This window comes from Pseudoalteromonas ardens (assembly GCF_030125445.1).
Classification (GTDB): Bacteria; Pseudomonadota; Gammaproteobacteria; order Enterobacterales; family Alteromonadaceae; genus Pseudoalteromonas; species Pseudoalteromonas ardens.
In genome coordinates this window covers 83,049-103,402 of the sequence record NZ_JASJUV010000008.1, presented here as the reverse complement: position 1 = coordinate 103,402, position 20,354 = coordinate 83,049, and the positions used below count along the sequence as shown (strand labels likewise).

General features: G+C 47.5%; 19 protein-coding genes. 3 read left to right on the top strand and 16 right to left on the bottom strand.

The genetic code is table 11. From position 1 onward, the window contains the following. Positions 1 to 221: 221 nt before the first annotated feature. From purB to cspD, 6 genes are all read right to left on the bottom strand, one after another. Positions 222 to 1,592, bottom strand: a complete 1,371-nt coding sequence (gene purB, locus QNM19_RS20275; RefSeq protein WP_049863759.1) for an adenylosuccinate lyase — start codon at positions 1,590 to 1,592, stop codon at positions 222 to 224. Between the two features lie 34 nt (positions 1,593 to 1,626). After that, on the bottom strand, positions 1,627 to 2,229 hold the full coding sequence (gene hflD / locus QNM19_RS20270) for a high frequency lysogenization protein HflD (protein ID WP_049863760.1): 603 nt from the start codon (positions 2,227 to 2,229) through the stop codon (positions 1,627 to 1,629). Further along, positions 2,229 to 3,329 (bottom strand): tRNA 2-thiouridine(34) synthase MnmA, encoded by a 1,101-nt coding sequence (mnmA, locus tag QNM19_RS20265; protein ID WP_049863761.1) that lies wholly within the window; start codon positions 3,327 to 3,329, stop codon positions 2,229 to 2,231. Before mnmA ends, hflD begins: the two co-directional genes overlap by 1 nt. A gap of 107 nt (positions 3,330 to 3,436) precedes the next feature. Then, positions 3,437 to 4,081, bottom strand: coding sequence for a pseudouridine synthase (locus tag QNM19_RS20260; protein WP_049863762.1), 645 nt, complete (start codon positions 4,079 to 4,081; stop codon positions 3,437 to 3,439). Between the two features lie 100 nt (positions 4,082 to 4,181). Continuing rightward, positions 4,182 to 6,404, bottom strand: coding sequence for an NADP-dependent isocitrate dehydrogenase (locus QNM19_RS20255; RefSeq protein ID WP_049863763.1), 2,223 nt, complete (start codon positions 6,402 to 6,404; stop codon positions 4,182 to 4,184). A gap of 408 nt (positions 6,405 to 6,812) precedes the next feature. After that, complete coding sequence (gene cspD, locus QNM19_RS20250; RefSeq protein ID WP_010385386.1) at positions 6,813 to 7,031, bottom strand: cold shock domain-containing protein CspD; 219 nt, start codon at positions 7,029 to 7,031, stop codon at positions 6,813 to 6,815. A 206-nt stretch (positions 7,032 to 7,237) separates the two neighbouring features. Between cspD and clpS the strand changes: the two genes are divergently transcribed. Next, positions 7,238 to 7,555, top strand: coding sequence for an ATP-dependent Clp protease adapter ClpS (gene clpS / locus QNM19_RS20245; RefSeq protein WP_010385384.1), 318 nt, complete (start codon positions 7,238 to 7,240; stop codon positions 7,553 to 7,555). Between the two features lie 28 nt (positions 7,556 to 7,583). Beyond that, complete coding sequence (clpA, locus tag QNM19_RS20240; RefSeq protein WP_010385383.1) at positions 7,584 to 9,851, top strand: ATP-dependent Clp protease ATP-binding subunit ClpA; 2,268 nt, start codon at positions 7,584 to 7,586, stop codon at positions 9,849 to 9,851. A gap of 102 nt (positions 9,852 to 9,953) precedes the next feature. On the opposite strand, the gene infA is transcribed toward clpA, so the two are convergent. The 4 genes from infA to trxB form a co-directional block, all read right to left on the bottom strand. Beyond that, on the bottom strand, positions 9,954 to 10,172 hold the full coding sequence (infA, locus tag QNM19_RS20235; protein WP_002962494.1) for a translation initiation factor IF-1: 219 nt from the start codon (positions 10,170 to 10,172) through the stop codon (positions 9,954 to 9,956). Positions 10,173 to 10,264: 92 nt separating this feature from the next. Beyond that, positions 10,265 to 10,969, bottom strand: a complete 705-nt coding sequence (locus tag QNM19_RS20230) for an arginyltransferase (protein WP_049863764.1) — start codon at positions 10,967 to 10,969, stop codon at positions 10,265 to 10,267. Beyond that, the gene (aat, locus tag QNM19_RS20225; protein WP_049863765.1) at positions 10,962 to 11,678 is read right to left on the bottom strand and encodes a leucyl/phenylalanyl-tRNA--protein transferase; all 717 of its coding nucleotides are present in this window, start codon (positions 11,676 to 11,678) and stop codon (positions 10,962 to 10,964) included. Before aat ends, QNM19_RS20230 begins: the two co-directional genes overlap by 8 nt. A 123-nt stretch (positions 11,679 to 11,801) precedes the next feature. Beyond that, entirely contained in the window at positions 11,802 to 12,755 is a 954-nt protein-coding gene (gene trxB, locus QNM19_RS20220) for a thioredoxin-disulfide reductase (protein ID WP_046003205.1), read from the bottom strand. A 257-nt stretch (positions 12,756 to 13,012) separates the two neighbouring features. On the opposite strand from trxB, the gene pssA reads away from it, so the two are divergent. Then, on the top strand, positions 13,013 to 14,338 hold the full coding sequence (pssA, locus tag QNM19_RS20215; RefSeq protein ID WP_049863766.1) for a CDP-diacylglycerol--serine O-phosphatidyltransferase: 1,326 nt from the start codon (positions 13,013 to 13,015) through the stop codon (positions 14,336 to 14,338). Between the two features lie 39 nt (positions 14,339 to 14,377). Here the strand turns inward: pssA and asnB are convergent, their stop codons facing one another. The 6 genes from asnB to pxpB all read right to left on the bottom strand — a co-directional run bounded on the left by asnB (position 14,378) and on the right by pxpB (position 20,220). Continuing rightward, positions 14,378 to 16,054, bottom strand: coding sequence for an asparagine synthase B (gene asnB / locus QNM19_RS20210; RefSeq protein ID WP_284027140.1), 1,677 nt, complete (start codon positions 16,052 to 16,054; stop codon positions 14,378 to 14,380). 169 nt (positions 16,055 to 16,223) lie between these two features. After that, a complete protein-coding gene (pcp, locus tag QNM19_RS20205; RefSeq protein ID WP_049863767.1) occupies positions 16,224 to 16,886 on the bottom strand; it encodes a pyroglutamyl-peptidase I in 663 nt (220 codons plus the stop codon). Beyond that, positions 16,879 to 17,898, bottom strand: coding sequence for a DUF979 domain-containing protein (locus QNM19_RS20200; protein ID WP_049863768.1), 1,020 nt, complete (start codon positions 17,896 to 17,898; stop codon positions 16,879 to 16,881). The genes pcp and QNM19_RS20200 overlap by 8 nt, the downstream gene beginning before the upstream one ends. After that, positions 17,895 to 18,638, bottom strand: a complete 744-nt coding sequence (locus QNM19_RS20195) for a DUF969 domain-containing protein (protein ID WP_049863769.1) — start codon at positions 18,636 to 18,638, stop codon at positions 17,895 to 17,897. The genes QNM19_RS20200 and QNM19_RS20195 overlap by 4 nt, the downstream gene beginning before the upstream one ends. Continuing rightward, on the bottom strand, positions 18,635 to 19,570 hold the full coding sequence (locus tag QNM19_RS20190; RefSeq protein WP_049863770.1) for a 5-oxoprolinase subunit C family protein: 936 nt from the start codon (positions 19,568 to 19,570) through the stop codon (positions 18,635 to 18,637). Before QNM19_RS20190 ends, QNM19_RS20195 begins: the two co-directional genes overlap by 4 nt. Continuing rightward, positions 19,564 to 20,220 carry a 5-oxoprolinase subunit PxpB gene (gene pxpB / locus QNM19_RS20185; RefSeq protein ID WP_049863771.1) on the bottom strand — a complete coding sequence of 219 codons (657 nt, stop codon included), beginning with the start codon at positions 20,218 to 20,220 and terminating at the stop codon, positions 19,564 to 19,566. The genes QNM19_RS20190 and pxpB overlap by 7 nt, the downstream gene beginning before the upstream one ends. Between the last annotated feature and the right edge of the window lie 134 nt (positions 20,221 to 20,354).

Sequence of the window (20,354 nt, the reverse complement as noted above, 5' to 3'; positions counted from 1 at the left end):
AAAGCGAAAGTCCGGCACTATGCCACGACTTTCGCTTCTCAGGCTTATTTCTGAGTGATACCAATTTGCATAATTAAGCCGCCAATGCTGAGGTAAGAAGACCTCGTTTGTCACCGGTCAAAAATGTCCGAACCTATCTCTGAAGTATAGGTTCTGTAAGAGCATTTTTAACACTGTGAGCGGCAGATTATATCTCTCAAACTGGTTATTAATACTTGGTATTAGTTTAGTTCATCAATGAAAGCTTCTGCGCGGCCAATGTAGTTGGCAGGCGTCATTAGCTTCATGTCAGCTTTTACGTGCTCTGGCAGATCCAGGCCATCGATAAACTCAGCCATAATTACCTGATTAACGCGTTTACCGCGTGTCAGCTCTTTTAGCTTTTCGTACGGCTTTTCGATACCGTATTTACGCATCACAGTCTGGATTGGCTCAGCCAGTAGCTCCCAGTTGTCATCCAGCTCTGCCAACAGGCGATCTGCATTCACTTCCAACTTGCTGATCCCTTTAAGCGTGGCCTGGTAGGCGATCAGAGTGTAACCCATGCCAACACCCAGGTTACGTAGTACCGTAGAATCGGTCAGGTCACGCTGCCAGCGAGAAACTGGTAGTTTTTGCGCGAGGTGAGTGAAGATTGCATTGGCAATACCCAGGTTGCCTTCAGAGTTTTCGAAGTCGATTGGATTCACTTTATGTGGCATGGTTGAAGAACCAATTTCGCCCGCAATGGTTTTTTGCTTAAAGTGGTTGAGTGCAATGTAACCCCATACGTCACGATCAAAGTCGAGCAAAATAGTGTTGAAACGTGCAACCGCATCAAACAGCTCTGCAATATAGTCGTGCGGCTCAATTTGCGTTGTGAAAGCGTTCCAGGTCAGGCCCAGGCTGGTTACAAATTGCTCTGCATGATTGTGCCAGTCGTAATCCGGGTAAGCGCTCAGGTGAGCGTTGTAGTTACCAACTGCACCATTGATTTTGCCCAGTATCTGAACGTTGGCAATTTGCTCGCGCTGACGTTGCAGACGTACGTATACGTTTGCAAATTCTTTGCCCATTGTTGAAGGAGAAGCGGGTTGACCGTGGGTGCGGGTCATCATCGCAACTGACTTATATTCAATCGCCTTTTCTTTGATAGCAGCCAATAGCTTGTCGCAGTATGGCAGCAATACTTGATCACGTGCTTCACTCAGCATCAGACCATGAGAAAGGTTGTTGATATCTTCAGATGTACAGGCAAAGTGAATAAACTCATTAACAGCCTGAAGCTCAGCGTTGTCTGCGACTTTCTCTTTCAAAAGATACTCGACGGCTTTAACGTCATGGTTGGTTGTGCGCTCAATCTCTTTAACTCGCGCGGCATCAGCTTCACTGAAGTTATCAACAATGCTGTCTAACAGGGCATTCGCCTGCTCACTGAAGGCTGGAACTTCGTTGATTGCAGCTGCGTTGGCCAGGGCTTGCAGCCAACGTACTTCAACCGTCACGCGATACTTGATCAGGCCGAATTCACTGAAAATACTTCTCAGCTCACTGGTTTTGCTACCATAGCGGCCATCTACTGGAGAGATAGCGGTTAACGCTGAAAGCTCCATAACTTCTCCTAACTAATTGGTTTTTGAACGATATTTAAATATAACTTTGTGCAGCAGTAATGATTCTTTTCTTCGCAAAGAAAAATTGACGACGCTTACCACCAAGCTGACGCCATAACACTGCGCTGCGGATCCCGGCCAGTAACAGGGCCCGGATCTGATGTTGTACATGAGATTGTTTGAGCAACTCGGGTTTACCAAAAATTTGGATTTTTGGACCCACCGGACTTACAACCTGGCTATAGATATCAGCCAGAGCGGCAACGATTTGTTGGTCACCGATATCGAAGTGCTGAAGTTGCCTGTCGAGTTGTTCAATACGCTTACCCAGTTCAGCCAGAGCTTTGCTATTGGCTGACAGCGCGCGCTCTAATTGCATCAGGCTACCGACGTATTTGACCATTTCCACGTCTTTCTCACCTTGCGCACTCAGCTGGTCTGCGAGTGCACGACAGCCTTGCTTGACGGCACTGGGGTCTTCGTAGACATCCTGAGGGTTTTGCGGCGAAGTAATAGTGATACTTTTTAATATACTGTCTGTTTCGTGGCTATTAAAGGTGCCGTATCGGGCGCATTTCTGAACAAGCTTGGCAATTTGGCACATAGCTGCCAGTGGGATCACGACTTCACGTTGCATTATTTGATCACCGACTCAATGATACCACCACCAAGACACACATCGTCGAGGTAAAAGACCGCAGATTGACCAGGTGTCACCGCTTTTTGTGGTTCATCAAACAACACGCGTGCCATACCATCCTGACCGACCAGTAATGTACAAGGGATGTCTTCCTGGCGATAACGGGTCTTAACTGTACAACGTGTTGTGCCCTGTGGACCTAGGCGATCAACCCAGTGGAGCTGATTGGCGTTGAGGCCATTACTGAACAGGCGAGGGTGGTTTTTGCCTTGCCCGACGATCAATACATTGCGTTCAACGTCTTTATCGACCACATACCAGGGTTCGCCGGAGCCTTCTTTCATTCCGCCGATCAATAACCCTTTGCGCTGACCCAAAGTGTGATACATCAGACCTTCATGTTCACCAACATGGTTGCCTTCGCTGTCTTCAATATTGCCAGGCTGAGCAGGCAAAAACTTTTGCAGGAAGTCTTTAAACTTGCGCTCACCAATAAAGCAAATACCGGTGCTGTCTTTCTTATTGTGAGTAATTAAATCCTGCTCTTCCGCGATGCGGCGTACTTCGGGTTTTTCGATATTGCCGACCGGGAAAAGTGTTTGTGCCACGTGCTCATGACTGAGTGTGTAAAGGAAGTAGCTTTGATCTTTATTGTTATCCAGCCCACGCAACATAGCAAACTTGCCATCTCGTTCCTCACGACGTACGTAGTGACCTGTCGCGATGTAGTCAGCACCCAGTGCTTCGGCGGCAAATTCTAAGAAAGCCTTAAATTTGATCTCTTTGTTGCACATGATATCCGGGTTTGGCGTGCGACCGGCTTTGTATTCGGCAAGGAAATACTCGAATACATTGTCCCAGTATTCCGCAGCAAAGTTAACGGTATGCAACTCAATGCCTAATTTATCGCATACTGCCTGAGCGTCTTTTAAATCTTCAGCGGCGGCACAGTATTCGTCATTGTCGTCTTCTTCCCAGTTCTTCATGAACAGGCCTTCAACCTGATAGCCTTGCTGTTTAAGCAGGTAGGCCGAAACGGAGGAATCTACGCCGCCGGACATGCCGACGATGACTTTAATTTGACTGTTATCGCTCATAAACTCGCTGTGTATTTTGATTACAAAAAAGTGAGCTGCATTATAGCATGTAAATCAAGGTGCCCGGAAGTCGCGGGCCGATTAATCCCAAGTTTTTCATCGTCGGGCTAAGTGGTTTTTATCACGCGATACTGGCCGTTTTCAATCCCATCGAGCGTGTAGGGGCCGATCCGATAGCGGATCAGTCGCAGGGTCGGATAGCCAACATGTGCTGTCATGCGCCTCACCTGACGGTTACGCCCTTCTGATATGGTGATTTCCAGCCAGCTGGTGGGAATATTTTTACGTTCGCGGATAGGGGGAGTGCGTGGCCATACATCCGGCGCTTCGATCACGCGCACTTTGGCTGGTCGTGTCGGCCCGTCTTTGAGTATGACCCCCTCGCGCAGTGCTTGCAGCGCGGTGTCATCGGGTTCACCTTCTACCTGAACCCAATAGGTTTTGTCGGTTTTTTTGCCAGGCTCGGTCAGCTTATGTTGTAAGCGGCCGCAATTGGTGAGTAACAGCAGGCCTTCGCTGTCTCGGTCGAGTCGTCCTGCGGCATAAACATCTTTTATATCAACAAAGCTTGCGAGTGTTTGGCGATTTTGATCGTCGGTAAACTGGCACAGGACATCAAAGGGTTTATTAAACAGAATGACTTTAACCTGATCTGGCGAGAGCTTAGGTTTATTGGTTCGTTTTGTGCCGGGACGTTTATGAGTAGGGCGCTTGGCAGTGTGTGTTCGGTTTTTTGTGCGCTGTGCAGGCATAGTCACTAGTAAAGCTGAGTTGCGATGGCGCGAGTGTAGCAAAGAATAGCGACAAAGAAAAAAGGTGGCTGTCAGGCCACCTTTTACAGTAATGAATGTATTAAGCCATGTTAGCTAATACGTCATTCAGCGTTTTGCTTGGACGCATGGCTTCAGAAGCCAGTGCATCGTTAGGCTGGAAGTAGCCGCCGATATTCATCGCCTGGCCCTGAACGTCGTTCAGTTCACCGACGATTGCCGCTTCGTTCTCTGTCAGGCCTTTTGCAACGTTTGCAAATTTAGCTTGTAGCTCAGCATCTTGTGTTTGCTCTGCAAGGGCTTGTGCCCAGTACATAGCAAGGTAGAAGTGGCTGCCACGGTTGTCGAGTTCTTTCACTTTACGTGAAGGTGACTTGTTCTCATCGAGGAATTTACCCGTTGCTGCGTCTAGCGTGTCTGCCAGTACTTGTGCTTTGCTGTTACCAGACACCTGGCTCAGGTGCTCAAGAGAGGCTGCTAGCGCCAGGAATTCACCCAGCGAGTCCCAACGTAGGTGGTTTTCTTTTTCGAACTGTTGCACGTGTTTAGGCGCAGAACCGCCAGCACCTGTTTCAAACAAGCCGCCGCCATTCATCAGTGGTACGATAGACAGCATTTTTGCACTGGTGCCCAGCTCAAGAATTGGGAACAAATCTGTCAGGTAATCACGTAGAACGTTACCAGTCACTGAAATTGTGTCCTGACCCTCTTTCATGCGAGCAAGTGAGAATTCAGTTGCTTCAACTGGTGCCAGGATATGAATTTCCAGACCTGAAGTGTCGTGCTCTGGCAGGTAGGCGTTTACCTTTTTGATGAGCTCAGCATCGTGTGCACGATTTTCGTTCAGCCAGAATACCGCAGGCGTGTTGGTTGCACGTGCGCGGTTAACTGCCAGCTTAACCCAGTCTTTGATAGGTGCATCTTTAACCTGACACATACGCCAGATATCGCCTTGCTCAACATCGTGTTGCAGCAATACGTTACCAGCTTGGTCAACAACGCGGATTTGACCGGCTGATGGTGCTTCGAATGTTTTGTCATGTGAACCGTATTCTTCGGCTTTTTGTGCCATCAGACCAACGTTAGGGATAGTACCCATAGTACGTGGGTCGAACGCACCGTGCTCTTTACAGAACTCGATAGTTGCCTGATACACGCCAGAGTAACAACGATCAGGAATGACGAAGCTGGTATCTTGCTGTTTACCTTCCGCATTCCACATCTGACCACTGGTACGGATCGCAGCTGGCATAGATGCATCGATGATCACATCGCTTGGTACGTGCAGGTTCGTGATGCCACGGTCAGAGTCAACCATTGCAATACTTGGGCGCAGGTCATAAACGGCAGCTAAATCAGCTTCAATTTCTGCACGTTTCGCTTCGTTCAGGTTAGCCAGTTTATTGTAAACGTCACCAATACCATTGTTTACATCTACACCCAACTCTTCGAATGTTTTGCCATGCTTAGCAAATACTTCTTTATAGAATACTTTAACAGCGTGACCAAAGATGATTGGATCAGAAACCTTCATCATGGTGGCTTTCATGTGCAATGAGAAAAGTACGCCTTTTTCTTTTGCCGCTTCTACTTCTGCTTCCAGGAAGCTGCGTAGTGCACTTACGCTCATACGAGACGCGTCAATGATTTCACCAGCCAATAATGGCGTGCTTTGTTTCAGGACTGCAACCGTGCCATCTGCAGCAACGTGTTCAATGCGAACGTCAGTTGCTTGTGCAATCGTAGTTGATTGCTCTGAACCGAAGAAATCGCCTTCGCTCATGCTGGCAACATAGGATTGTGAGTCTTTAGACCATGCACCCATTGAATGTGGGTTTTTACGTGCGTACGCTTTAACAGAAGCTGGTGCGCGACGATCTGAGTTACCTTCACGCAGTACCGGGTTTACCGCACTGCCTTTGATCTTATCGTAAGTCGCTTTGATTTGGGCTTCTTTGTCGTCTTTAGGCTCTTCAGGGTAGTCAGGAAGGGCATAGCCTTTTTCCTGCAGCTCTTTGATTGTCGCTTTTAGCTGAGGGATAGACGCACTGATATTAGGGAGTTTGATGATATTGGCTTCTGGCGTTTTGGCCAGTTCACCTAGCTCAGCCAGGGCGTCACCAATGCGTTGCTCTTCGCTCAGAAATTCTGGGAAGTTCGCAATGACACGGCCTGCCAGTGAAATATCACGAGTTTCAACTTCAACACCAGCCGCTTTGGTGTAAGCCTGGATCACTGGCAATAAAGAATAAGTTGCCAGAGCCGGCGCTTCATCTGTTTTAGTGTAAATAATTTTTGATGTCATCATCATTCCTAGATAGTTTAGGGCTAAACAGCCGTTCAACAAAGCAAAAGCTTGCTATTCAAGGACGTATCCGCATACACGATCTTTATTCAGCCATCAGCTTGGTGACCTGATTAGGGATCATCAAGCTGATGGCTGAGCTCGGCATATAGCAAGTTTGTTAGGTATTGTTACTCGTGGGCACAATAAAAATATCTAACACACCTGACGCGCCCTGAGGCTTAACAAATTGGGTGGCTTGTTTGACATCGGCGGGGATTGTATCAACCAAATGACTAAGTCGCTAATGCAATTTAATAAACATATAAAATTTTATGAACTAAGGTGGAAGAAATGAGACTAATTAATGAAGGGGATTAAGCGAGAAACAAACGTAACCCGCTTTGAGTGTGCCAAAATCTTGCAATGCTAAACAACTTCCTCCGCTATCGGCGCGATGTTGGTAGCGTGCAGCCCTTTGGGACCTTCTTGCAGATCGAATGTTACATCCTGACCGGCTTTAAGCGTTTTGTATCCATCCATTACAATCGTGGAGTAATGGGCAAAGATATCTTCTTCGCTGCCGTCTTCTACGATGAAACCAAACCCTTTGGCATTATTGAACCATTTGACTTTTCCGCAAGCCATACTTCTACATCCTTCTATAAGTTGACTAAATTAAGTTAATCTAACCTTTGAAATTTGCTAAGCTGCCCATATGATTATTATGTCCAGCTAGGTAAAGACTGTAGTTTATTTGGCCAGACAGTCAAGTTTTTAAAGCGATTTTTTAACAATTTATTTATTTTTCAATTCAAGTTGCTTGAGTTGATAAGACAAGACTATATTTTATTATGAGTGGGACAAACGAATCTGGTGTGGTTGACGCGGTCCGCGAGGAACAGAAACAAAAGTTGCAACCGCCGCGCAAGTACAAAGTGATTTTAAACAATGACGATTACACACCAATGGATTTTGTCATTGAAGTTTTAATGACATTTTTCCGTATGGATAGCGAAAGAGCAACTGAAGTGATGTTGAAAGTACATCACGAGGGAAAAGCGGTATGTGGACTGTATCCTGCCGACATTGCCCATACAAAGGCTGAGCAGGTAAATCGATATGCTCGGGATCACGAGCACCCGCTGCTCTGTAGTTGTGAGCAGGAATGACCTTATATATTCTCGTTGGGGGTTGCCAATGCTAAATAAAGACTTAGAAATTACTCTGAATACCGCGTTCCGTGAGGCAAGAAATCGTCGTCACGAATTTATGACGGTAGAACATTTACTGCTCGCATTGATTGATAACCCGTCTGCCAGTGAAGCACTGAATGCTTGTGGCGTTGATACAGAGGGGCTAAAAAAGGAGTTATCTGAATTTATTGATGAGACTACGCCGGTCATTCCAGATTTGGAGGAAGACCGTGAGACACAGCCGACACTTGGTTTTCAGCGCGTATTACAGCGCGCCGTTTTTCATGTGCAGTCTTCTGGTCGCAATGAAGTGACGGGTGTCAATGTGCTAGTGGCGATTTTCTCTGAGCAGGAAAGTCAGGCTGTGTATTTGCTGAAGAAAGCAGATGTCAGTCGTTTGGATATTGTTAATTATATCAGCCATGGTATTTCAAAATCTGACGATGAAGTTGAGCCGGAAGATAATGAAGAAATCCATGAAGAGAGCCACGAAGCTGCGTCTGAAGAAAAAACCAAATTGGAGAACTTCACCGCCAATTTGAATGTGCTGGCCAAAGCGGGTCAAATCGATCCTTTGGTTGGACGCGACCAGGAAGTAGAAAGAACCATTCAGGTCCTGTGCCGCAGAAAGAAAAACAATCCGTTGTTGGTTGGTGAGGCTGGTGTAGGTAAAACAGCTATTGCTGAGGGCTTGGCGTATCGGATTGTTAATGAGCTGGTACCAGAAGTGATTGCCGATGCTGTAGTGTATTCACTGGATATGGGCGCGTTACTTGCCGGAACTAAATATCGGGGTGACTTTGAAAAACGCTTCAAAGCTCTGCTGAAGGAGTTACAGGCAAAACCCAATGCCATTTTATTTATCGATGAAATTCACACTATCATTGGTGCCGGAGCGGCGTCAGGTGGCGTGATGGACGCGTCAAACTTGATTAAGCCTCTGCTATCAAGCGGCCAGCTTCGTTGCCTTGGGTCAACCACGTATTCCGAATTTAAAAATATTTTCGAAAAAGACCGTGCGCTGGTTCGACGTTTCCAGAAAATCGATGTGGTGGAGCCGAGCGTAGCGGATACCGCCAAAATTCTGAGCGGCCTGAAAGAGCGTTATGAAGAGCACCATGGTATCAGGTATACCCAAAAAGCGTTGAAGGCAGCTGCGGAGCTGAGCGCAAAATACATTAATGAGCGTCACTTGCCAGATAAAGCCATTGACGTAATTGATGAAGCGGGTGCAAACCAGCGCCTGTTGCCAGCCTCTCGACGTAAAAAAACCATTGGTGTCGCTGATATTGAGCAGATAGTCTCTAAGATTGCGCGCATTCCTCAGCAAAATGTGTCATCAAGCGACAAAGAAGTGCTTAAAAACCTGGATCGTAACCTGAAGATGCTTGTCTTTGGTCAGGACGAATCGATTGATGCTCTGACGTCTGCTATTCGTTTATCACGCTCAGGGTTGGGCAGTGAGGATAAGCCGATAGGTTCATTCTTATTTGCAGGCCCAACTGGGGTTGGTAAAACGGAAGTGACTAAGCAACTGGCGAAGTGTATGGGCATTGAGTTTGTACGTTTTGATATGTCTGAGTACTCTGAGCGTCATGCAGTAAGCAGATTGATTGGTGCGCCTCCTGGGTATGTTGGCTTCGAACAGGGCGGCTTACTGACCGATTCGGTAATTAAGCATCCGCACTCTGTGGTGTTACTGGATGAAATTGAAAAAGCGCATCCGGATATATACAACATCTTATTGCAGGTCATGGACCACGGTACACTGACCGATAATAATGGTCGTAAAGCCGATTTCCGCAACGTGATTGTGGTGATGACAACCAATGCAGGTGTGCAGGAAACTGTGCGTCAGTCTATTGGTTTCCAGCAACAGGATCATTCACACGATGCGATGGTTGAGATCAATAAGGTGTTTACACCTGAGTTCAGAAACCGTCTGGATAATATTATTTGGTTTAACCACCTTGAAAAAGACGTTATCTTGCAGGTTGTCGATAAGTTCATTGTTGAACTACAGGCGCAGCTTGATAAGAAATCTGTCTGTCTCGACCTGACTAATGAGGCGAGAGATTGGCTGTCAGACATTGGTTATGACAAGTCGATGGGGGCGCGTCCAATGGCCAGGGTGATACAGGACAACCTTAAGAAGCCACTTGCCAATGAGATTCTGTTTGGTGAGCTGGTTGATGGCGGGACTGTCACTATATCCGTTAAAGATAAGAAGCTGTCGTTTAAGTTTGAGTCTAATGTGGTTGAACCCGCTTGACCTTGATTTAAGACGACAAAAAGCCCGGCAATTGCCGGGCTTTTTGTTTTAATCGTCTCTTTGTATCCGCTTAGTGTGGTAAGCGTTACTGAGCTGGGCGAATTAACGCGCGCGGAAGACGATACGTCCTTTGCTCAGATCATAAGGTGTCATTTCAACAGTCACCTTGTCACCGGTCAAAATACGGATGTAGTTTTTGCGCATTTTGCCAGAGATATGTGCCACAACTACGTGACCATTTTCCAATTCAACACGGAACATAGTATTTGGTAAAGTGTCAAGGACCGTGCCTTGCATTTCAATAACGTCTTCTTTCGCCATGGGGAGCGTATCACCTCTTTGATAAGTTTAACGGTGCAGATTTTGCCGAAAAGCGCGCGATAAGTAAAGGCAGGAGCGCTTATTTTTGTAATCTAAATGTTGACCCAGACATCGCTTTTGAACTGTTGCGCAGGTAAATATTGTTGCTTATAGCGCATTTTGGGACAGGCATCTATCTGGTATCCAAGATAGAGATAGGCTTTATCATGCTGTCGGGCAAAGTCTAATTGGGCCATGATCATGATAGTCCCCAGGCTTAATTGGGCATATTCGGGGTCAAAAAAAGTATAGATAGCTGATAAAGCGGTGGGCATTGTATCAGTGACTGCAACGGCTATGAGTTTGTCTTTGTGCCACAGCTCGATGAAAGTGATGGGCAGCCAGCGACAAAACAGAAAGCTTTCGTATTGAAGTCGGTTGGGCGGATACATAGAGCCATCGCTGTGACGCATTGTGATGTACTTTTCGTATAACTGATAATAGTCAGCTTGTTCCTGAGTACTATATTCAAAGCGAAACTCTGAGTTTATTTTATTCCATTTGCGTTTTTGTGAGCGTGAGGGAACATACGCATCAGCCAGTACACGCACTGATTGGCAGGCGTGGCAGGCTGGGCAGTGTGGGCGGTATATTTGATCGCCACTGCGACGAAAGCCAAATGAGAGCAAGGTCTCAAAGCGAGCAGGTGTATAGCAGTTGCTATCCAGGATAACCAACAACTGCTCTTTTCTGTCTGCGAGGTAACTGCAATCAAACTGTTGACTCAGTCCAATTTTTGAAGGGAAATGTTCAGTCATATATCGCCCTCAATGGTTGCGGATGCCACATCGAATCAGGCACTTGATAATGGCTTGCTGCTTTAAGTTTAGCTAAAAATTCTCTTCGTGAGATGACTTTTGCACCTAAAGACACCAAATAAGGGTTCTCTAGTTGGCAGTCTATGAAGTGGGCGCCATGCCGCTTGAGCCAGTTTACTAATGCCCACATAGCCAGTTTGGAGGCATCAGGTACGTGGTAAAACATTGACTCTCCGCAAAAAACACCATTTAACATCACGCCGTATAAACCGCCAATCAGGGTGTTCTCGTGCCACACTTCAACGCTGTGTACGAACCCTTCATCATGGGCTTTCAGATAAGCATTGAGCATGGCACTGTTGATCCAGGTGCCTTCTTTGTCCAGCCGCTGCTCTCTGCATGCCTTAATGACTTGCTCAAATGCTGTGTTCACAGTTACCTGTGGCGCTAGTTTTCGCATAGATTTTTTGAGGGAGCGACTGACGTGAAACTCATCTAGGTCGAGGATACCCCGTTCACTGGGCGTCCACCACATAATCGGCTCTCGTTCATTGAACCACGGGAAAATACCTTGTTGATAGGCGCGGCGCAGCCTTGTGGTACTCAGGCATCCACCTACAGCCAGCAGCCCATCTGGATCTTTGAGTGCAAAATGGCAGGGGGGAAAAATAAAATCGGTGGCAGACAGATGAAACAATTGCTGAGTCATATTCGGGGATCTGAATTACAAACTAAAAACCTCAGGGATGAAGTCAGTCTAACCTATTTTTGCTCAGGCGTGGGGATTTTATATTGGAAGACGTGCGTTAACTCACACGTCTTCCTGCAGGTGTTACTTAAGGTTGTCTAAGTAACGCTCTGCATCTAGGGCTGCCATACAGCCTGTGCCCGCAGAGGTAATTGCCTGGCGGTAAATGTGGTCAGAGACGTCACCAGCAGCAAAAACGCCTTCAACGCTGGTTTGAGTGGCATTGCCGTTCAATCCTGATTGTACAACCAGATAACCGTCTTTCATTTCAAGCTGACCTGCAAACATGTCTGTATTTGGTTTATGGCCGATAGCAATAAACACACCAGCAAGGTCTAGCTGCTCAGTGGCATCAGAATCGGTATCTTTGATACGGATACCCGTCACACCCATGTCATCGCCCAGGACCTCATCGAGCGTTTTGTTCAGGTGAAGTACAACGTTACCATTGTTTGCCTTTTCCATCAGACGGTCTGACAGGATTTTTTCACTGCGGAAAGTATCACGTCTGTGGATCACGTGTACTTCTTCAGCAATGTTTGACAGATACAGCGCTTCTTCAACGGCTGTATTACCGCCACCAACAACCGCAACTTTTTGTCCGCGATAGAAGAATCCATCACAGGTTGCACATGCTGAAACACCGCGGCCCTGGAAGTTGGTTTCTGATTCCAGACCCAGATATTTAGCAGAAGCACCTGTCGCAATGATCAACGCATCACAGGTGTAAGTCCCCTGATCACCCGTTAGAGTGAAAGGACGCTTGGTGACATCAACTTTATTGATGTGATCAAAAATGATCTCAGTCTCGAAGCGCTCAGCGTGCTCTTTCATGCGATCCATCAGTGCAGGGCCTGTCAATCCATGCGCATCACCTGGCCAGTTTTCAACTTCAGTAGTGGTAGTCAGCTGACCACCTTGTTGCATGCCTGTGATCAGTACTGGGTTAAGGTTAGCACGGGCTGCATAGACAGCGGCAGTATAGCCTGCAGGTCCTGAGCCAAGGATCAATAGTTTGCAATGTTTTGCATCACTCATGTAAACAATTCCTAAAAATAAATTTTATCTTCTCTAGTTAGTGCTGCCGATTCTATGAATTTCAAGCCAGAAGTAAAATAAATTGCAAAAATCGATTTTTTATAAAATGACAAGCTGTCAAATATACTGTACTTGCTGAGAATTTGCGCCACAAGCGTGTAAATGAACGGTATTTCATGACCTGAGTGTTTTTTTTTGCTATGTTCTAGGGAATTTTTCTCTGTCTATTTGACGTTAGTCTGTTTTTAAAGGTAGTTATGGCATTTTGGCAGGATAAACCTGGGTTTTCACTGGAAGCGGAAAGTTGCACAATACTTACTGACGCAAAACAGTATCATACACAGCTTTTGTCACTCATTCGCGGTGCACAGCAACGCATTTACTTAACCGCGTTGTATTTGCAAGACGATGAGGCGGGGCGTGAAATACTGTCTGCCTTACATGAGGTGGCAACAGCGCGGCCAAACCTGGAGATCCATGTGCTGGTCGATTTTCATCGTGCTCAGCGTGGTCTGATAGGTGAAGCCAAATCAGAAGGCAATGCGAAGCTGTATTGTGATATGCAAGCACAGTTTGGCTCACAGGTTAAAGTTTATGGAGTGCCGGTCAAGGCAAAAGAGCTATTTGGGGTACTTCACCTTAAAGGGTTCGTGATCGATGACACGGTGCTTTACAGTGGCGCTAGCATAAACAATGTGTACTTGCAGCATGGTGATAAATACCGCCTTGATCGCTACTTTGTGATTGAGAATCCTGCACTGGCGGCAAGTTTTTGTCACTTCCTGAATACTTATTTGTTGTCCAGTGAAGCGGTTCCGAGATTGGATTTACGCCCACTTAAACCTTTTTCCGAGTTAAAGGTGGCGCAAAAGCAGCTGATGAAGCAGCTTAAAAAAGCACAGTATGATATGAGTACGGCAACGGCAGAAAATGGCTTAAATGTACGCGCTTTTTTGGGGTTTGGTCGTCGCACTAACAAGTTAAATCGCCTTATCAAAGCTTTGTTTGACACCACAGAGCATGAGCTGTTGCTATACACACCTTATTTCAATTTTCCGGCTCCGTTACTGCGCTCATTGCGAAGATTGCTTAAAGAAGGCAAGACCGTCACCATAGTGATTGGTGACAAAACCGCAAACGACTTTTATATCTCGCCTGATCAGCCGTTTAGCCGTATTGGTGCCTTGCCTTATTTATATGAAACCATTTTGTACAAGTTTCTTAAATCGCAAAGGCGCTATCTCAACGCCGGCCAGTTGAATGTTTACTTGTGGCGTGATGGCAATAACTCGTTTCATCTGAAGGGGATTAATCGGGATAATCAGGTACATCTGATGACCGGCCATAACCTTAATCCGCGTGCCTGGGGCCTGGATATCGAAAATGGTATTCTGATAGAAGACCCCGAGCAGCAACTCGAGCAGGCCATTAATCAGGAGCGAGATGCTATTCTTGCTAACTGCACCAAACTGACTGGTCCGCAGGATCTCGAAACGGTGGATGATTATCCATTACCGGTTAAGAAAATACTTGGCCAGGCAAAGCGGGTCAAAGTGGACTTTATTATCAAAAAGTTCATCTAAATTAAAAGGGCCTGAAGGCCCTTTTTTTGTACGCCATCATTATGAACTAGTATGGTCATAAGCATGGCTGTGAACATTGGCGGCCCGACCTGAAGGATCCGCGTTTTGCTCAAATGACGCATCCCAGGCTAGCGCTTCAGGCGTCGAGCAGGCGACGGATTTGCCGTGAGGCACACATTTGGCTGCTGCATCCCCAGGGAAGTGTGATTCAAAAATACAGCGGTAGTAGTAGGCCTCTTTGCTATCTGGTGTATTGATAGGGAAGCGGTACTGGGCGCTGGCCAGCTCCTGATCACTGACCTTCTCGTCAACATACTCTTTTAGCGAGTCAATCCAGGAATAGCCAACACCATCGGAGAACTGCTCCTTTTGACGCCAAAGCACATCGTCTGGCAGATAGCCATCGAATGCTTCACGAATAATGTGCTTTTCAATGCGTCCGTCTTTGCACATTTTGTAATCCGGGTTAGTGCGCATGGCAATATCGACAAACTCTTTGTCGAGGAATGGTACCCTGGCTTCTACGCCCCAGGCAGCCATTGACTTATTTGCGCGCAGGCAGTCAAACATATGCAGCTTAGAGACTTTACGGTTGAGCTCTTCATGGAATTCCTGACTGTTGGGGGCCTTATGGAAATACAAATACCCCCCAAACAACTCATCGGCGCCTTCTCCTGAAAGCACCATTTTTATCCCCATAGCTTTGATGTAACGCGCCATTAGATACATAGGGGTCGACGCTCGGATTGTCGTGACATCGTAGGTTTCAAGGTGATAAACCACCTCTTTCAGAGCATCGATACCTTGCTGCACAGTAAAGTGAATTGGGTGGTGAACTGTGCCTATCTGATCGGCGACCTTCTGCGCGGCTGCCAGGTCGGGTGATCCTTCCAGGCCGATGGAAAAGGAGTGCAATTTGGGCCACCAGGCTTCAGTCGCATCATCGTCCTCAATGCGTCGCGCCGCAAACTTTTGGGTGATGGCTGAAATAACCGACGAGTCCAGACCGCCCGAGAGTAACACGCCATAAGGTACATCACACATGAGCTGGCGTTTAACGGCAGCTTCCAGCGCTTCTTTGACGGTCTCGGGCTCAGCTTCATTATTTTGAACCGCATCAAATTGCTGCCAGTCTCGCTGATAATAGGGTCTCAGAGTGCCTTCTTTGGAGTACAGGTAATGTCCCGGCGGAAATTCCTCAATCTGGTTGCAGATTGGGGTGAGTGCTTTCATTTCACTGGCGACATAAAAATTACCATGCTGATCTCGACCTGTGTATAGCGGAATAATACCAATGTGATCGCGACCAATCAGATAGGCATCCTCTTGTTCATCATACAGGCAAAAGGCAAAAATCCCGTTCAGATCATCCAGAAATTCAGGTCCTTTTTGCTTGTATAGCGCCAGTAATATTTCACAGTCTGATTGAGTCTGAAAGGTGAAAGGGACACTTAGCTGCTGCGCCAGCTCTTTGTGGTTATATATTTCCCCATTTACGGCAAGAATATGCGTCCGTTCCGGGTTATACAAAGGCTGTGCGCCACTGGATACGCCAACGATGGCGAGTCGCTCGTGCACCAGGATTGCTTTCTCACTGGCATAGACACCAGACCAGTCAGGCCCGCGGTGGCGTAAACGCTTAGACATTTCTATTGCCTGCTCACGCAGAACGGTTGGGTCGGACTTAATTTCCAACACACCAAAAATTGAACACATAATGGACCTCATTCCTGTTAACTATTATTGTCGAGCACCTGTATTTTCGGCGTCTCGTGCTCATAGTACTATCAGAAATGGCATATCAAGTCACATAAAAAACTGTGATTTTGTCGAGTAAATGTTGCCCTATTTTGGTGCGCAAATGAACCAAGATAGGGCGATGTGACTAGTGTGTGGTGCCTGCAGCAATCTGCAGATCAGTATCATGGGTCAGAGCTGAGGAAATCATCACTTTAAGCGCATCGACAACCTGAGGAGCACTCATACTGGGTGCACCGATTTGGTGCGTGGCTTGTTCGGGTAAGTAAGGAATATGAATGAAGCCGCCACGACAATTGAGCTGATGCTCATTGATATAGTGAAGCAATCCGTACATAACATGGTTACACACATAAGTGCCGGCGGTATTCGAAATACTGGCCGGGATCTGTGCCTGTCTGAGATCGTTGAGCATGTGTTTAACCGGGAGTGCTGCAAAGTAAGCCGCGGGGCCTCCCGCTAATACTGGCGTATCTATCGGCTGAGCACCGGCATTGTCTGGAATACGTGCGTCGTTGATATTGATAGCCACACGTTCAATGGAAATGTCCGCGCGGCCACCTGCCTGACCCACGCACAGGACCAGCGCAGGAGCATATTTGTCTATGGCTCTGTTCAGTTGTGTTAAGGCATGGTCAAACTCGCAAGGGAGCTCTTTGGTACGAATTGTATGCCCTGCAATATGACAGCCGTCGAGCTGATGTACAGCTTGCCAGGAGGGATTGATCGATTCGCCGCCGAAGGGTTCGAAGCCCGTCAATAATACGGTTTTATGCGTTCCTTTAGTCATTGAAGATGACTCCATACATGAGCAAGATGTTAATGATTAACAGCGACAAAGCTGTCGGAATTTGAACTTTGATAACCTGATATTTGTCTTTTAGATCTAACAACGCTGCCGGGACGATATTGAAATTGGCGGCCATAGGCGTCATCAGAGTGCCGCAATAACCTGAATACATACCAATGGCAACTAACGGGGCCGGGCTTGCACCGTGACCCTGAATCAAAAATGGCACGGCAATGCCTGCTGTCATGACGGGAAATGCGGCAAATGCATTACCCATGACCATAGTAAATAGGGCCATGCCAACACAATAAATAACCACCAGCATAAAGCGGTTGTCGGGAGAAACAAATAACGTGACCAGATCCTGAATGGCTGTGCCGGTACTGGCGACGATGAAAACCCCACCCAGCATCGCGAGCATTTGCGGCAGAATCGCGGCCCAGCCAATTGAATCGACCAGGCGTCTTGATTCTCCCAGTGCCTGAAATGGGCTACCTCCAGTGAACTTCCAGCTGACTAGCAACGCGATTGCACAGGCCAGCGTGAGTGCTGCAAGGGTCACATGACTCTGATCAAATACAAACAACCCCGCCACCTGGATATCTTTCAGCAGGATAGTACACACCACAGTAACGATGGGGATAAGCACTGCGGGGATAAACAGCTTATTGCCGATCCGCCGGGCACTGGCAGTTTGCACTTCATCGCTGGGTACATCGTAGCTGCCCATAGAGACCCTGCCCATTCCGGCCAGGATTGCGATGGCGATGACAAAGCTTCCTACCCAGCGATAGGTCAGGCTCTCTCCCAAATAGGCGACAGATAAATCACCAAACAGAAATACGCTACCAAATAACCCCCAGAACAAGGCGGTAGTTAGTCGTTTTGGGTGGTGTTTATCTTGCAGTGTTTTGACCACCAAAAATAACACCACAAAGCCGATTAGCAGATATATATTTTCAATCGACAGGATAGCAGGCTGCACACTGGCAGAAGAAGTCATTGTGCTCATGCCAATTCCTCCCGGGCGACTGAATTGCTTGTACTGGAGCCGTTTTGCTCGGCATGTAAGGCTATTTGCGCTCGTATCTTGGCTTCCAGTCTGGCCAGTCGAAACAGGTGAACAATTAATGCTGCAATGGCCGTCGGAATGGCCCACAAACCAATGTGAAGCGGTTCAATTCCGGTAATGCCATTTTCTCTTAAAAAGGCATCCATCAGCAACACGGCACCAAAGGCGATGAAAATATCTTCACCAAAGAAGACGGCAATATTGTCACACGCTGCGGCATGCGCACTGATCATATCCCGGACAGGTTTGGGCAAGTCCCCATGCATGTTACTCGCCGCTCCAAGCGCCATCGGTGCTAATAAAGGACGTACTGTTTGGGGCTGACCAGCAAGGTTGATGAGCCCCAGTGCTGCACTACATTCACGCACAACAAAGTAGACGCTGAGGATACGTGCTGTGGTGGCACCTTTAATACTGGCTATCCAGCTTTTGGCATGTTGCTGCAAGCCATATCGCTCCAAAATGGCAATCACAGGCAAGAGTAATAAAAAGCTGGCTAACTGTCGGGAGTTGAGAAATTTTTCTCCAAAGGTTTCCAGCAAAGTCAGGTAATCTAAGTCGACAGCCCATCCGGTGACGAGTCCGGCACAGGTCACGACCAGCAGGGGGTTAAAACGAAAGGCAAATCCGAGGATCACCACCAGTATCCCTGTAAGGGGCAAAAAATTAAGTTCGCTCACGAAATACTCCTGTCGCGATGTGTCAGCGCAAAGCGCAGTTGGTTGAGATGATATTGTTGTTGTTGTGTCTCTTGGTATGCCTGAGCCGGGGTGACCAGCGTGAAATTAATCATATCTCCGGCACTGAGTTGAGCAAAGTGTCTCAGATCCGCCGCAATCACTTGGGCTACCATTGGGTAACCGCCCGTGGTTTGACAATCATTCAGCAGCACAATAGGGGCGCCGTTTGGTGGCAGCTGAACGGTGCCAGGTAACACCGCCTGACTATTGATAGAAACTTGATGAGTGACTGGCTCAGAGCCCGAAAGTCGCATACCCATCCTATTGCTATCTGGTGATACTTTCCATTGCTGAGTGCATAATAGCTGTTGTGTTGTAAGGGATAACCGTTCGCAGTGTGGGCCCGGCAATATACGTATTTGCTTATGGTAGGGAGGCTGAAGCGCGCCAGCACTGCTTTTTGCTGCACAGCTTTCATAGTGCAGCTGATCGCCGGCGGCCAATGCTGAACCATCAAAGCCACCAAATCCCGCCTGGACATCGGTCGAGTGCGAGCCCAACACGGTTTTCAGGCTGAACCCTCCTTCAACACTCAGATAGGCACGCAGTGCCTCGGAGCTCGAGGCGAAGCTCAGGATCTGACCTGGCTTGCTAAAATAGCGCCAGCCGGGCGTCAGTGGTGTATCGTCAAGACGCGCATTCAGGTCACCCCCAGTCAGCGCAAAATTGGTAGCTGTCGTAAATTTTAGCTGGGCGAGTCCGACTGTGATCTCAAGTACCGCGGTATTTGGCGCATTCTTCAGTAACAGGTTGGCAATGTGCAGTGCCATGGGATCCATCACACCACTTTGAGAGACCCCAAGATGACGATGCCCATGTCGTCCGAGATCTTGGATACACATTTGCACGCCGGGCTTAATGACTTCTAGCATAGGCCCTCCTTCTGTGGCACAAATTTGACGTTATCACCTGACTGAAACAAGCTGGGGGACAGCGCATTGGCATCGAATAAGCGGGTCGTGCTGTTACCCAGAAGCCGCCAGCCGCCGGGAGAGGCGCTGGGGTAAATCGCACTTAAATCTTCAGCGATGGCAACAGAGCCGGCTGGCACATGTGTTCTGGGTGAGTTGAGACGGGCAACCTGCAGTTGCTCAGGTACACTACCCAGATAGGCAAAACCAGGTAAAAAACCCAGAAATTTGACCTGATAAGTTGGTGAACTATGCAGCTCAACGATGTCTTGTTGTGATAAGTTCAGCTGTTCAGCCAGCGGTGCCAGATCTGGGCCAGCTTCCCCTCCATATATAACCGGGATTGTGTGTGTAGTGGGTTGAAAGTCTTCTGCACTGAGTGATTGCCACAGAGTGAGTAATGCTTCTTGCCACTTGGCGCACTGTGTGTGGTCTTGCAAAACCAGGGTAAGAGAAGTCTTGCCAACTACAATATCAGTGTACCGGGCTTGTTTTTGCAGGTGACGATGCAGGGCAAACAAGCGATTCTGTTGTTCGTTGTCGAGTCGGGCGCAGTTAAGGTCGAGTACAACAGCTTGCTCGCCGAGCAGGTAAGTCTGTTCTTGTGTCATGGTTTCTTATTTTCATTTTATTGTCTTCACATGTGGCGGCCCGTCAGTGTCGGTTCACTCAGAGGGACATCCGGGCAAAGCATAGCAAGCTTATTGTTGGCTGTCTTGCCAAACCTGTCCAGCGTTGTCAGTCT